The 13,954-nt window shown below is 61.0% G+C and carries 10 protein-coding genes and 4 tRNA genes; 8 read left to right on the plus strand and 6 right to left on the minus strand.

What is annotated here, in order from left to right; translation table 11 throughout:
* Positions 1–77: 77 nt before the first annotated feature.
* Positions 78–3,548 carry a hybrid sensor histidine kinase/response regulator gene (locus ACY4LX_RS10130; RefSeq protein ID WP_463259805.1) on the minus strand — a complete coding sequence of 1,157 codons (3,471 nt, stop codon included), beginning with the start codon at positions 3,546–3,548 and terminating at the stop codon, positions 78–80.
* A gap of 235 nt (positions 3,549–3,783) precedes the next feature.
* The gene (locus tag ACY4LX_RS10135; RefSeq protein WP_463259806.1) at positions 3,784–4,320 is read right to left on the minus strand and encodes a TetR/AcrR family transcriptional regulator; all 537 of its coding nucleotides are present in this window, start codon (positions 4,318–4,320) and stop codon (positions 3,784–3,786) included.
* Between the two features lie 357 nt (positions 4,321–4,677).
* Between ACY4LX_RS10135 and ACY4LX_RS10140 the strand changes: the two genes are divergently transcribed.
* From ACY4LX_RS10140 to ACY4LX_RS10155, 4 genes are all read left to right on the plus strand, one after another.
* Positions 4,678–5,871, plus strand: a complete 1,194-nt coding sequence (locus tag ACY4LX_RS10140) for an MFS transporter (protein WP_463259807.1) — start codon at positions 4,678–4,680, stop codon at positions 5,869–5,871.
* Positions 5,872–5,912: 41 nt separating this feature from the next.
* On the plus strand, positions 5,913–6,224 hold the full coding sequence (locus ACY4LX_RS10145; RefSeq protein WP_463259808.1) for a cupin domain-containing protein: 312 nt from the start codon (positions 5,913–5,915) through the stop codon (positions 6,222–6,224).
* A 104-nt stretch (positions 6,225–6,328) separates the two neighbouring features.
* Positions 6,329–7,480, plus strand: a complete 1,152-nt coding sequence (locus ACY4LX_RS10150) for a TDT family transporter (RefSeq protein ID WP_463259809.1) — start codon at positions 6,329–6,331, stop codon at positions 7,478–7,480.
* A gap of 98 nt (positions 7,481–7,578) precedes the next feature.
* Complete coding sequence (locus ACY4LX_RS10155) at positions 7,579–9,453, plus strand: MFS transporter (RefSeq protein ID WP_463259810.1); 1,875 nt, start codon at positions 7,579–7,581, stop codon at positions 9,451–9,453.
* Positions 9,454–9,533: 80 nt separating this feature from the next.
* On the opposite strand, the gene sugE is transcribed toward ACY4LX_RS10155, so the two are convergent.
* The 3 genes from sugE to rdgC all read right to left on the minus strand — a co-directional run bounded on the left by sugE (position 9,534) and on the right by rdgC (position 12,027).
* Entirely contained in the window at positions 9,534–9,848 is a 315-nt protein-coding gene (gene sugE, locus ACY4LX_RS10160) for a quaternary ammonium compound efflux SMR transporter SugE (RefSeq protein WP_027922462.1), read from the minus strand.
* Between the two features lie 119 nt (positions 9,849–9,967).
* Positions 9,968–10,933, minus strand: coding sequence for a bile acid:sodium symporter family protein (locus ACY4LX_RS10165; protein WP_463259811.1), 966 nt, complete (start codon positions 10,931–10,933; stop codon positions 9,968–9,970).
* 173 nt (positions 10,934–11,106) lie between these two features.
* Complete coding sequence (rdgC, locus tag ACY4LX_RS10170) at positions 11,107–12,027, minus strand: recombination-associated protein RdgC (RefSeq protein WP_149656925.1); 921 nt, start codon at positions 12,025–12,027, stop codon at positions 11,107–11,109.
* Positions 12,028–12,186: 159 nt separating this feature from the next.
* Between rdgC and ACY4LX_RS10175 the strand changes: the two genes are divergently transcribed.
* From ACY4LX_RS10175 to ACY4LX_RS10190, 4 genes are all read left to right on the plus strand, one after another.
* Positions 12,187–12,262, plus strand: a tRNA-Val gene (locus ACY4LX_RS10175).
* Between the two features lie 19 nt (positions 12,263–12,281).
* Positions 12,282–12,358: transfer RNA gene (locus tag ACY4LX_RS10180), tRNA-Asp, on the plus strand.
* Between the two features lie 188 nt (positions 12,359–12,546).
* Positions 12,547–12,622: transfer RNA gene (locus ACY4LX_RS10185), tRNA-Val, on the plus strand.
* A 15-nt stretch (positions 12,623–12,637) separates the two neighbouring features.
* Positions 12,638–12,714: transfer RNA gene (locus ACY4LX_RS10190), tRNA-Asp, on the plus strand.
* Between the two features lie 95 nt (positions 12,715–12,809).
* Here the strand turns inward: ACY4LX_RS10190 and ACY4LX_RS10195 are convergent.
* Positions 12,810–13,946 carry a catalase family protein gene (locus ACY4LX_RS10195; RefSeq protein WP_149656924.1) on the minus strand — a complete coding sequence of 379 codons (1,137 nt, stop codon included), beginning with the start codon at positions 13,944–13,946 and terminating at the stop codon, positions 12,810–12,812.
* Positions 13,947–13,954: the final 8 nt, after the last annotated feature.

The following is a 13,954-nucleotide window of genomic DNA, read 5'->3' on the forward strand; positions in this document are numbered from 1 at the left end:
AGGAATTGGGGCTGCTTCGCAGCCCAGCGGGAGCAAGCTCCCTCGCCACAGGTTTTGGGTTGTTTTTTAGGCCTCATTCACAACGGCAAATGCCGACTCAATAACGCCCGCAACGCCGCCGGTTTCACCGGTTTGGCCAGATAATCCAGCCCCGCCGCATGCACCTGCGCCACCATTTCCGGGCGCCCGTCGGCACTGATCACCACCCCCGGCACCGGCTCACCCAATCGCGTGCGCAGCCACGCCATCAACTCGGTCCCGGTTTCGCCATCGTCCAGGTGGTAATCCACCAGGGCCAACTGCGGCCGCATCCCGTCATCGAGCAACGTTGCGCATTCTTCACGGTTGCGCGCAGTCCAGACCTGGCAACCCCAGCGCGTCAGCAGGCTGTTCATGCCAATCAAAATGCTGTCTTCGTTATCGATGCACAGCACCTGCGCACCTGTCGGCAATTTGCCGTTGAGTTCGACCACGGTGTTCGGCACCACGGTCTGCGCCCGAGCCAGCGGCACGCTGACGCTGAATACGCTGCCGTGCCCCGGCCAGGAGCGCACCTGCAAGGTATGGCCGAGCACCCGGCACAAGCCGTCGGCAATCGCCAGGCCCAGGCCCAGGCCCTTCTCGGCGCGGGTCTGGTGGCTGTCGAGGCGTTTGAACTCTTCGAAAATCACTTGCCGTTTATCTTCCGCAATCCCCGGGCCACGGTCCCAGACTTCCAGGCACAGTTCGCCCTTTCGCCGCCGAACCCCCAGCAGCACCGGGCCTTTGGCGTAGCGAAAAGCGTTGGTCAGGAAGTTTTGCAGGATGCGTCGCAGCAACTTGATGTCGCTGTCGACCCGCAACGTGCTGCCGCGCAGGCGGAATTTCAGGCCTTGTTCCTGCGCCAGTGCCTTGAATTCGGCGCCGAGGATATCGAACAGCTCATTGAGCACGAACGGCTTGGGATCGGGGTTGATCTTGCCGTTTTCCAAGCGGGAAATGTCCAGCAAGTCGCTGATCAAGTCCTCGGCCGAACGCAACGAAGTGTCCAGATGATGGATCAGTTTCTGCGCCTCAACGGACAAGCCGTCGTCCTGATGGGTCAGGGCGGCGGAGAACAGCCGTGCGGCGTTCAGCGGCTGCATCAAGTCATGGCTGACCGCCGCCAGAAAACGGGTTTTCGACTGGTTTGCCGACTCGGCGGTGCCTTTGGCTTCGGTGAGGGCGACGTTGAGTTGCGAGAGTTCGTGGGTCCGTTCGGTCACCCGTTGTTCCAGGCCTTCGTTGGCCTCGGTCAGCGCCTGCTCGGCTTCGCGGAACGCGGTGATGTCAGTGAAGCTCATGACGAAACCACCGCCGGGCATCGGGTTGCCGATCAGCTCAATCACGCGACCATTGGGGAACAGCCGCTCCGAGGTATGGGCACGGCCCTGACGCATCCAGTGCAGGCGGCGGGCGACGTGGACTTCCGCTTCGCCCGGGCCGCATAAGCCGCGCTCGGCGTTGTAGCGAATGATGTCGGCAATCGGCCGGCCAACGCTGATCAAACCGTCCGGGTAGTTGAACAACTCCAGATAGCGCCGGTTCCAGGCCACCAGTTTCAACGACTGGTCGACCACGCTGATGCCCTGGGTGATGTTTTCGATCGCCCCTTGCAGCAGCGCGCGGTTGAACTGCAACACTTCTGACGCTTCATCGGCGATGCGCACGACATCTTCCAGCTGCATCTCCCGACCTTCGATGGCGGCTTTTACTACAGCCCGCGTCGAAGACGCGCCGAGGACACCGGCGAGTAAACGTTCGGTATGGGCGATCCATTCGCCGTCGGCGTTTTGGTTCGGATTGAAGCCTTTGCCCTGGCGATAGGCGAAGCGGATAAAGCTTTGGCGGGCGCGCTCTTCACCGACAAAACGCGCGGCCAGTTGCAGCAGATCATCGATTTGCACCGACAGCATCGAGCGTGCACTGGGCCGGGCGCTGATTTCCTGGCCAATGAAACGACCGGCCTGCCAGTGCTCCGAAACCCGCGTGCGCGACAGCACCGAGACCCAGGCAAACAACGTGAAGTTGGCCGCCAGCGACAACACCACGCCTTGGGTCAGCGGGGTCAGCGGCAGGTGCAGCGGGTTGCTGTGCAACCAGGCCAGCCCCGGGAACGTGCTCAGGGACAAGCCGAGGCTGTGGGCGGCAATCGGCAGAACCAAGGTGTAGAACCACAGGAATGTCCCGGCAGCCAGGCCGGCAAACACACCGCGACGGTTGGCCTGTTTCCAGTACAGCGCGCCGAGCATCGCCGGGGCCAATTGAGTCACGGCGGCGAAGGCGATCTGGCCGATGGTCGCCAGGCTGGCGGTGGAGCCGAGCAGGCGATAACTGACGTAGGCCAACAGCAAAATCACCACGATGGTGACGCGACGCACCGACAGCATCCACTGGCGGAACACTTCGAAGGGACGCTCTGCATTGTTACGGCGCAGCAGCCACGGCAACAACATGTCGTTGGAGACCATGGTCGACAGCGCCACGCTGGCCACGATCACCATGCCCGTGGCCGCCGAAGCGCCGCCGATAAACGCCAGCAGCGCCAGCGCCGGGTGGGCCTGGGCCAGCGGCAGGCTGATGACGAAGGAGTCCGGGAGTACGGAGCTCGGTAGCAACATCTGACCGGCCAGGGCGATCGGGACGACAAACAGTGCTGCCAATGCCAGGTAGGCCGGGAACACCCACTTGGCCAGGCGCAGATCCTGAGGCTCGATGTTCTCCACCACCGTGACGTGGAACTGCCGGGGCAGGCAGATGATCGCCATCATCGCGACGCCGGTCTGCACCACCATCGACGGCCAGTTGATGGTTTCCTTCCAATACTCTTCCAGGCGCGGGGCGAGCATGGCCTGGTCGAACAGGTCGTCGAATCCGTCGTACAAGCCGTAGGTCACGAACGCACCGACCGCGAGAAACGCGAACAACTTGACCAGCGATTCGAACGCAATCGCCAGCACCATGCCGCGGTGGTGTTCGGTGGCATCGAGGTTGCGGGTGCCGAAGACAATGGTGAACAGCGCCAGCACCAGGGACACGATCAACGCCGTGTCCTGGGCGCGCGTGCCCATGGCGTCGGCTCCGGCGCCGATCAGCAAGTTCACCCCGAGCACGATGCCCTTGAGCTGCAACGCAATGTAGGGCAACACGCCGACCAGGCAGATCAGCGCCACCACCACCGCCAGCGATTGCGACTTGCCATAGCGCGCGGCGATAAAGTCGGCGATGGAGGTGATGTTCTCCTGTTTGCTGATCATCACCATTTTTTGCAGGACCCACGGTGCGCACACCAGCAGCAGGATCGGCCCGAGGTAGATCGGCAGGAAAGACCAGAGCTGTTCGGCGGCCTGGCCCACGGCGCCAAAGAACGTCCAGCTTGTGCAATAGACGGCCAGCGACAGGCTGTACACCCACGCGCGCACTCGCGGCGGCAACGGCGTGCTGCGACGGTCGCCGTAGAAGGCGATGGCGAACATGATGGCCATATAGGCCAGGGCAACGGCGGCGATCAGCCCGCTGGACAGCGACATGGAAACTCCCGGCAAAAGACATCCGGGGTTCAGGCCCGGACCGACAGTCTCGCACGATGGCGTGGGTTCGTCAGTGTCGACCAAGGTCGTGGCGTGGCGGGGTGTCGCAGGGTTTTGTGTCAGGCAGATGGTGGTGGTTTGGGTAGGCCTCTTCGCGGGCAAATCGAATCGTCGCACCGCTCTCTACTACAGACGATGATATCCGTAGGAGCGAGGCTTGCCCGCGAAGGCGGCCTCACTGACTCAACGCCATCTCAATCAACCGATGCAACTCTTCAACCTCCAGTGGCACCGCCGAAAACAGGACGCGAAACACCGTCGGCGCCGCGATCAGGTTGATCAGCCGATCGACGCTCGGCAGCGGCTGGTCAGGGTAGCGATCCAGAATGCTCTGCAACTGCCCGCCAATGATCGCCGTGCAAAAGCCTGGGGTAGAGCTGCATTGGACATCGCGCAACAGGTTGCGCCCAAGCTCCGAACTCATCTCATCCAGATACTGCTCGCCCCAGGCGCGCAAATCACCGCGCAGGCTGCCGGTGTTGGCCGGCTCGCTATCGGGACGCAGGCGGGCGAGGGCGACGTCCGCCAGCAACACCGACAAATCGCCCCAACGTCGATAAATCGTCGACGGCGTCACCCCCGCGCGCGCGGCGATTTGCGGCACGGTCACGGTGGAGCGCTCCTGCATTTCGAGGAGATCGCGGACTGCCGAGTGAACCGACTCCTGCACCCGGGCACTGCGGCCACCCGGGCGTAAACTAGGACCTGTCATCACTTATTTCCTGCGTCGCGCCGGGTCTGCTGTTGCGCAGGCCAAGGCGCGAGGAGTGTGGTTTGGTTTTTTCAAATGAACGACGAGCAACGCAGGCCTGCGCAACAGCAGGCCCGGCCCTCCGGGTTGTCACCTGAAAGCGGGCCATGCTGCGTTGCAGCCCTTGGCAAGGAAACGACATTACCTACGGACTGCGCCTTGCCTGGCCCGCTTTCAGGTGGCAACGCGACGCAGGAAATAAGTGATGACAGGTCCCTAATAGCCATGCGGCGGACCTTAACACAAAGAATTTGCTTTAAGCGCTAGCGAGTAGCACACTCCGCAAAAGCAAAAACTTAGCTTTTGCGGAGTGTGCCCATGTCTCGTCCTACGTCAAACCGTGCAAGCCTGTGGTTTCTGGCGTTCACTTTACTCAGTTTTCTCGCCGCTTCCACGGCGCCGACGCCGTTGTATCACCTGTATCAAGAGCAGTTGCAGTTCTCGGCCGCGACCCTGACTCTGATCTTCGGCGTGTACGCCCTCAGCTTGCTCGTAGCGCTGCTGACCGTCGGTTCGCTCTCGGATTTCCTCGGGCGCAAACCGGTGATCTTCACCGCGATCCTGCTGAACATGCTGGCGATGTTGCTGTTTATCAACGCCGACAGCGTCACTTGGCTGATCAGTGCCCGGGTGCTTCAGGGCTTCGCCACCGGGATGGCCACCGCCGTATTAAGTGCCGCGCTGCTGGATACCGATCGCCAGCAAGGGCCGCTGATCAATAGCGTGGCGCCGTTGCTGGGCATGGCCATCGGGGCGATGGGTTGCGGGTTGTTGGCCGAGTTCGCGCCGCTGCCGTTGCAACTGACCTTCTGGGTATTGCTGGCGCTATTCGTGATGCAGGCGCTGTACGTTTGGCGCCTGCCGGAAAGCGTCAGCGCGCAACCGGGCGCCTGGGCGTCGCTGCGACCGACCTTGCACGTGCCGGTCCAGGCGCGGCGGACCTTGTGGTCGGTGCTGCCGATCAACACCGCTGTATGGGCGCTGGGTGGTTTCTTCGCTTCCCTGGCCCCGTCGCTGGTACGCACGGCCACGGGCTCGACCTCGAACCTGATCGGCGGCGCGACGGTCGCGGCGTTGACGGTGACCGGTGCGCTGATGATCTACACCTTGCGCAATCGGCCAGCGGACAAAGTGCTGCGCCTGGGCGCCAGTCTGCTGCCCATCGGCGTTGTGCTGATCCTGATCGCCGTCCACAGCGCCGGCCTGTCGCTGTTTTTCATCGGTACGCTGGTGGCCGGATGCGGTTTCGGTGCCGGTTTCCTGGGGGCCGTGCGCAGCCTCGTGCCGTTGGCGTTGTCCCATGAGCGGGCGGGACTGATGTCGTCGTTTTATGCGCTCAGTTACCTGGCGTTCTGCCTGCCGTCGTTGTTGGCGGGGAATCTGACCCGCTCGTTTGGGCTGATCGCGACCACCGATGGCTATGGCGCGGTGCTGATCATCCTGGCTGTGGGTGCGTTGCTGGGATTGATGCGTCAGCGTGCAGTGAAAGCCTGTAGCGCCGATGCCGGATGACCGTTAGCCTTGGCGCAGCCACCCATTCGACGGACCGTCCCATGAAGATCATCCGCAGCAAATCCTTCACCGCCGAGCGTGCCTGGGGCGCGCTGGACATCGCCAATATGAACGGCATCACTACCCGTTTGCACTGGACCGATCAGCCGTACAAATGGCACGTCAACGATGGTCAGGAAGTGTTCGTGGTGCTCGATGGGCAAGTACGGATGCATTACCGCGAAGCCGGTGTCGAACAGGCGGTCTTGCTGGACGTCGGCGATATTTTTTATGCGTCGGTCGGCACCGAACATGTGGCGCATCCGCTGGGCGCGGCGCGGATCCTGGTGATCGAATCAGAAGGCAGCGTCTGACATATATCTGCAAAACAGATAACAGTTAGAGATATTACCCGTTATATAGATATTCGATTCGGTTCTACCATGGGCTCTACCTCATCAGAGGACAGGAGTTCGCCATGATCTGCCCCAACGCTGCCAAGCCCGGTAACAAACCTTTAAGTCTTCTTCCGCGCCCGCTGGAAGCGATTCGCCAATTCACCCCGAACTGGTTCGCCGCCACCATGGGCACCGGCGTGCTGGCCTTGGCGCTGGCGCAATTGCCCATGGCCATCCCCGGTCTGCCTGCGGTAGCCGAGGGGTTGTGGCTGTTCAATATCTTTCTGTTCGTGTTGTTCACCGGGCTGTACGCCGCGCGTTGGGTGCTGTTCTTCGATGAGGCGCGGCGGATTTTCGGGCATTCCACGGTCTCGATGTTTTTCGGCACCATCCCCATGGGCCTGGCGACCATCATCAACGGCTTCCTGGTGTTCGGTTTGCCGCGTTGGGGCGACGGGGTGATTCAGGTCGCCGAGGTACTGTGGTGGCTGGACGTGGCGATGTCGTTGGCCTGCGGCGTGCTGATTCCATACATGATGTTTACCCGCCAGGAACACAGCATTGACCAGATGACCGCCGTCTGGCTGTTGCCCGTCGTGGCCGCGGAAGTGGCCGCCGCCAGCGGTGGCCTGTTGGCGCCGCACCTGGCCGAGGCCCATTCGCAACTGGTGGTGTTGGTGACCAGCTACGTGTTGTGGGCGTTTTCCCTGCCGGTGGCGTTCAGCATTTTGACCATCCTGTTGTTGCGCATGGCCCTGCATAAATTGCCTCACGAAAACATGGCCGCTTCGAGCTGGCTGGCCCTCGGCCCGATCGGCACCGGGGCGCTGGGCATGTTGCTGCTGGGCGCCGATGCTCCGGCGATCTTTGCCGCCAACGGTTTGCCAGGCGTCGGTGAAATCGCTGCCGGGCTGGGGCTGGTGGCCGGGATCACGCTGTGGGGCTTCGGGTTGTGGTGGATGCTGATCGCGGTGCTGATCACCGTGCGTTACCTGCGCGCCGGCATCCCGTTCAACCTCGGTTGGTGGGGCTTTACCTTCCCGCTGGGCGTGTATTCCCTGGCGACGCTGAAACTGGCGAGCACCTTGAACCTGACTTTCTTCAGCATGTTTGGCTGCGTGTTGGTGGCGTTGCTGGCAGTGATGTGGCTGATTGTCGGCAAGCGAACGGTGCAGGGCGCCTGGCGTGGCGAGCTGTTTGTCTCGCCGTGTATCGCAGGATTAAAGAAATAACCTGCAAAGATTAGGTAATGTGTGGCCTGGATCGGCGTTCGGCATTCCAATAACCGTCTCCACGCCACTCTCTACCTAACATCAGGGAAACACGGAAGATGAGTCACCCCTCACAGTTCACCTTGCTTCGCACCCGGCGTTTCCTGCCGTTTTTCGTGACCCAGTCCCTTGGGGCGTTCAACGACAACATCTTCAAGCAGTCGCTGATCCTCGCCATTTTGTACAAGTTGACCATCGACGGTGACCGTTCGATCTGGGTCAACCTGTGCGCGCTGCTGTTCATCCTGCCGTTTTTCCTGTTCTCGGCGTTGGCCGGGCAGTTCGGGGAAAAATTCGCCAAGGACGCGCTGATCCGTCTGATCAAGCTCGGGGAAATCGCCATCATGGCGGTCGGTGCGGTCGGCTTCCTGTTCGATCACCTGTCGCTGATGCTGGTGGCGCTGTTCGCCATGGGGACTCACTCGGCGCTGTTCGGGCCGGTGAAGTATTCGATCCTGCCCCAGGCCTTGCGTGAAGAAGAGCTGGTGGGTGGCAACGGCCTGGTGGAAATGGGCACGTTCCTGGCGATCCTGGCCGGGACCATTGGCGCCGGGATCATGATGTCGTCCGGGCATTACGCGCCCCTGGTTTCCACGGCGATTGTCGGTATCGCAGTGCTCGGTTACCTGGCCAGCCGCAGCATTCCCCGCGCGGCCGCCGCGTCCCCGGAAATGCGTCTGAACTGGAACATCTTTACCCAGTCCTGGGCCACTTTGAAGCTGGGCCTGGGGCAGACCCCGGCGGTGTCGCGGTCGATTGTCGGCAACTCGTGGTTCTGGTTTGTCGGGGCGATTTACCTGACGCAGATCCCGGCCTACGCCAAGGAATGGATGCACGGCGACGAAACCGTGGTGACGCTGATCCTCACTGTGTTCTCGGTCGGTATTGCCCTCGGTTCGATGCTTTGCGAGAAGCTGTCCGGGCGCAAAGTCGAGATCGGCCTGGTGCCGTTCGGCTCGTTCGGCCTGACGGTGTTTGGCTTGCTGCTGTGGTGGCATTCCGGCGGCATTCCGGACAGCGTGACCGGCCATGGCTGGATCGAAGTCCTGGGTTTCGGCCACACCTGGCTGGTGCTGATCGACATTCTCGGGCTCGGGGTTTTCGGTGGTTTCTACATCGTGCCGCTGTATGCACTGATTCAGTCACGCACCGCCGAGAACGAGCGGGCGCGAGTGATTGCCGCCAACAACATCCTCAACGCGCTGTTCATGGTGGTCTCGGCGATTGTCTCGATCGTGCTGCTGAGCATGGTGAAACTGTCGATCCCGCAACTGTTCCTGGTGGTGTCGCTGCTCAACATCGGCGTCAACGCCTACATCTTCAGCATCGTTCCCGAGTTCAGCATGCGTTTCATGATCTGGCTGCTCAGCCATTCCATGTACCGCGTGGAGCATCGCAACCTGGACCTGATTCCCGACGAAGGTGCGGCATTGCTGGTGTGCAACCACGTGTCGTTCGTCGATGCCTTGCTGATTGGCGGCGCGGTGCGTAGGCCGATTCGCTTTGTCATGTACTACAAAATCTACAACCTGCCGGTGCTGAACTTTATCTTCCGCACCGCCGGGACGATTCCTATCGCCGGACGCCAGGAAGACATCCAGATCTACGAAAAGGCCTTCAAGCGCATTGCCCAGTATCTGAAGGACGGCGAGCTGGTGTGCATCTTCCCGGAAGGCAAATTGACCGCCGACGGTGAGATCAACGAGTTCAAGGGTGGGCTGACGCGGATTCTCGAAGAGACACCGGTGCCGGTGATTCCGCTGGCGTTGCAAGGGTTGTGGGGGAGTTTCTTCAGTCGCGATCCGGCCAAGGGCTTGTTCCGCCGGTTGTGGTCGCGGGTGACGTTGGTGGCGGGGCCAGCGGTGGCGGTTGAAGTGGCGGAGCCGGCGAAGTTGCAGGCGTTGGTCGGGGATTTGCGCGGGGCAGTCAGATAGTCGGTGATGTTGAGGGCGCCATCGCGGGCAAGCCTTGCTCCTACAGGTTTTGTGGCTTGCCCGCGAAGGCGATCTAATGGTTATGCACTGACCTTAAGCCCCACCAACCCGGCAATAATCAACGCCACACTGGCCAGCCGGAACAGCGCCATGGACTCACCAAACAGAATGATCCCGGCGATTACCGTGCCCACCGCGCCCACGCCGGTCCAGATTGCATAGGCCGTGCCCAGCGGCAATTCCTTCATGGCAAGGCCGAGCAAGCCCAAGCTGATGGCCATGGCGGCAACGGTTAACGCAGTGGGAAGAGGGCGGCTGAAGCCGTCGGTGTATTTCAGGCCAACGGCCCAGCCGACTTCGAACAAACCGGCGAAAAACAGAATGATCCAGGACATGAGAGACCTCCATCGATTGACGGGGTCGTCCCCAGATTAATGACTCGATCGAGCCGCGAGGTCGTCCTCGCGTTGCGCCATAGAGTGCCCATCATTAATCCGGGGATCAAGTTTGCCGCTTATTCAGTCGCCTGCCGCGCCGCTATTTCCCGATCTTCTTTCTCGCTCATGCGGCGGAAATACGTCGAGAGCAGCGCCCCGGAAATGTTGTGCCACACGCTGAACAACGCGCTCGGCACCGCCGCCAGAGGCGAGAAGTGCGCACTGGCCAGCGCGGCGCCCAATCCGGAGTTCTGCATGCCGACTTCCAGTGCCAGGGACTTGCGCTGGGGCAGCGGCAGCTTGAACAGGCGCCCGGTGAAGTAACCCAGCAAGTAGCCGAAACTGTTGTGCAGCATCACCACCGCCATGATCAGCAGGCCGGATTCGGCAATCTTGGCCTGACTGGCCGCAACCACCGCTGCAACGATGATCACGATGCTCACCACCGACACCAGCGGCAGCACTTCTACCGCGTGACGCACTTTGTTGCCGAGCAGCCGTTGCGCGACCACGCCAAGCACGATCGGCAGCAGCACCACTTGCAGGATCGACCAGAACAACTCCATGAACGACACCGGCAGCCAGGCCGAGGCCAGCAGCCAGATCAGCGCCGGGGTCAGCAGCGGGGCGAGGAGGGTGGTGACGGCGGCGATGGCCACCGATAGCGCCAGGTCGCCGCGCGCCAGCCAGGTCATCACGTTGGACGACGTGCCGCTCGGGCAGCAACCGACCAGGATCACGCCGACGGCGATTTCCGGTGGCAGGTGAAACACCTGGCAGAGCAACCACGCCATCCCCGGCATGATCACGAAATGCGCGACCACGCCCAACGCGACGCGCCAAGGATGGCGAGCGACTTCGGCGAAGTCTTCAAGTTTGAGGGTCAGACCCATGCCGAACATCACCAGCCCCAGCAGCGGCACGATGGCGCCTTTCAGGCCAATGAACCAGGTCGGTTCGAGGAACGCCAGGACGGCGAAAATCAGTACCCAGTAAGCGAAGGTGTTGCCGACAAAGCGACTCAATGCAGCCAGTGCGCGCATGGCCTGTTCCTTATTATGTGAAAGCGTTAGGGAGCTAAGCATACGCGGCCTGTAAAAAAAGATCGCAGCCTTCGGCAGTACCTACTTTGGAATGCGATTTCAGTAGGAACTGCCGAAGGCTGCGATCTTTTGTACAGGCACCTGCCCATCAAGGCAGGCGCCCTTCAAGGCTGTCAGATGCCTTGCGGAGTTTCTTCGCCACCTAACGCTTCAACCAGCGCCGGCAGGAAGTCGCCGAAGGTCAGCATCATCAAAGTGAAGCTCGCGTCCAGTTGGCCCAGGGCTTCGTCGCCGCCGTCCTGTTCCGCCTGGTCCTGCAGCAAGTCTTCGAACTTCAGGCGCTTGACGGTCATTTTGTCGTCGAGCATGAACGACAACTTGTCCTGCCACGCCAGGGACAACTGAGTCACCACTTTGCCGGTGCTCAGGTGCAGCTGGATTTCTTCGCTGGTCAGGTCCTGACGCTTGCAGCGCACGATGCCGCCGTCTTCGTGGGTGTCGCGCAGTTCGCACTCGTCCAGCACAAAGAAGTCGTCCGCGGCTTTCTGGGTCTTGACCCAGTCAGTCATGGTGGCGGTCGGGGCCATTTTTACGGTCAGCGGACGTACCGGCAGGGTGCCGATCACTTCACGCAACGTCGACAGCAGGTCTTCGGCGCGTTTCGGGCTCGCCGAGTTCACCAGGATCAGGCCTTGTTTCGGCGCGATGGCGGCGAACGTCGACGAGCGACGGATAAAGGCGCGCGGCAGGAAGGCCAGGATGATTTCATCCTTGATCTGGTCGCGTTCCTTCTTATAGACCTTGCGCATTTGCGTGGCTTCGATCTCTTCGACCTTTTCCTTGACCGCGTCGCGCACGACGCTGCCCGGCAGAATGCGTTCTTCTTTACGGGCGGCGATCAGCAGGAAGTCACCGCTGACGTGCGCCAGTGGAGCATCTTCGCCTTTGCCGAACGGCGCGACGAAACCGTAGGTGGTCAACTCCTGGCTTGCACATGGACGGGCCAGTTTGGTCGCCAGTGCAGTTTCCAACGCCTCGGCATCAAAAGGCAGATCTTGGGTCAGGCGATAGATAAGCAGGTTTTTGAACCACATGGGGCGAGTCTCTCCTTTATACAAAGGGGGGCATTATTCTCTTCGCGGCGCCATAGGCCAACCCTTCTCTAAGCCTTTGGAAGGCCTGAATAAATTAATTAAAAAAGTGCTTGCCAGAGGTGGGGGTGCTCCGTAGAATGCGCGCCACACCGAAACGAAGGGTGATTAGCTCAGCTGGGAGAGCGTCTGCCTTACAAGCAGAATGTCGGCGGTTCGATCCCGTCATCACCCACCATTCGTTCTTAGTGTTACGCGCAGCGGTAGTTCAGTCGGTTAGAATACCGGCCTGTCACGCCGGGGGTCGCGGGTTCGAGTCCCGTCCGCTGCGCCATATTCGGTAACCTGGAACGCTGAACGCCAGGTCACCACGGAAAAGCCCGCTCACGCGGGTTTTTTTCTGTCTGTTGTTCCCGCGGGATGTATCGTTTCACCGGTTTTCGGATTTATTTGAAAAAATATTCAATTAAATCAACACTTTACGAAAACCTGTGGCATAATGCGCCCCGCAACGAAGGTAAAGGGTGATTAGCTCAGCTGGGAGAGCGTCTGCCTTACAAGCAGAATGTCGGCGGTTCGATCCCGTCATCACCCACCACTTTCAGCGCTACGCGCAGCGGTAGTTCAGTCGGTTAGAATACCGGCCTGTCACGCCGGGGGTCGCGGGTTCGAGTCCCGTCCGCTGCGCCATATTCGGTAACCTGGAACGCTGAACGCCAGGTCACCACACAGAAAGCCCGCTTAATGCGGGCTTTTTGCTGTCCGGGATTTGGTAAATGCTGCTGTTACTGCTCGCCGTTGCGGCTGTGTCGGTAATCACTCACGGCCTCATACACCGCCTTACGCAGCCGATTGATCCCGCCAATCGGCCGATGCGCCTCCAGCCCGAACCACGGGTTGAACGACTGGTTATCGCATTGCAGATTCAGCGCCGGCGTGTCGAAGTCCTGCGCCGGCAGGTTGATCTTCGCGACTGTCTCGAACGGCGCATCACTTTCCCGCCACTCAATGCTGGTGTCTTCGATCGGCATGTACTTGTTCGCATCCTGGCGCTGGATCTGCAAGACGAAACACGCCGGGACCCGATCAGTCGATAGCTGTTGATTCAGCGCACTGCGCAGGAAGTTCGGCAGATCCTGATTTTGCTTGGGCAGGGTGTAGGCCGGGCAGCTTCCCGGATCGGGCATGACGCGGAACTTGGCATTGTTTGCGCCGAATTTGTAGGGCGAAACCGAGAAATACGTAGTCTGAGTCGGACTGTCGGGAGCAGGGGAGAGCGTCGCCAGTGCGATAAACAAGTGGCGAACCTGCCACGTGCGCGGGTCCCAACCCGGAAAAAACGCCATCGCCGACTTGCCGTCAGCCTGGGCGGCCACATTCTGACGGTACTCGGCGACATCGCTGACAAAGAAATTCGGATGGCTGAACATCACGAAATCCTGTTCGTGACGAGCCGCCTGGTCGGCCAGTAATTGTTTGCCGGGCACATCGAGCAACTTGATGGCCATGCCCCGCGCGTCGCGGATGCTGTCAAATTGCGGGTAGGCGTTGCCGTTGGACAATCGCACGCTCGCCTGCCAGGTTTTCCCCGGCTCGCTGAACACGCCTTGACGCAATTCCGCCGCCAGATCCGGCAACACCTGAACCTCGGCCCTCACGCAGCCATGGGCTTTTGCGTGGGCATCGCGCAGGTAGCGCGTGCTTTCGCGGTGCTGATCGACGATACGCACGGCGGTCTGGATGATGTCTTGGGTCATCGCCGACTCACCGTCCGGAATCTGTTCATCCGCCGACACCGCGCCGCTGTGCTGCCAGGCAAGCCACGCGGTGGCCAGCGCCCAACTCAACAACCCCAGACCCAGCACCCACAGCAGGAGTTTTCCGAGGAAGGCGCCGAGGCGCAGCCAAAGGGTAATCAACATCAGCAAGT

Source organism: Pseudomonas sp. Emmai (assembly GCF_055179735.1).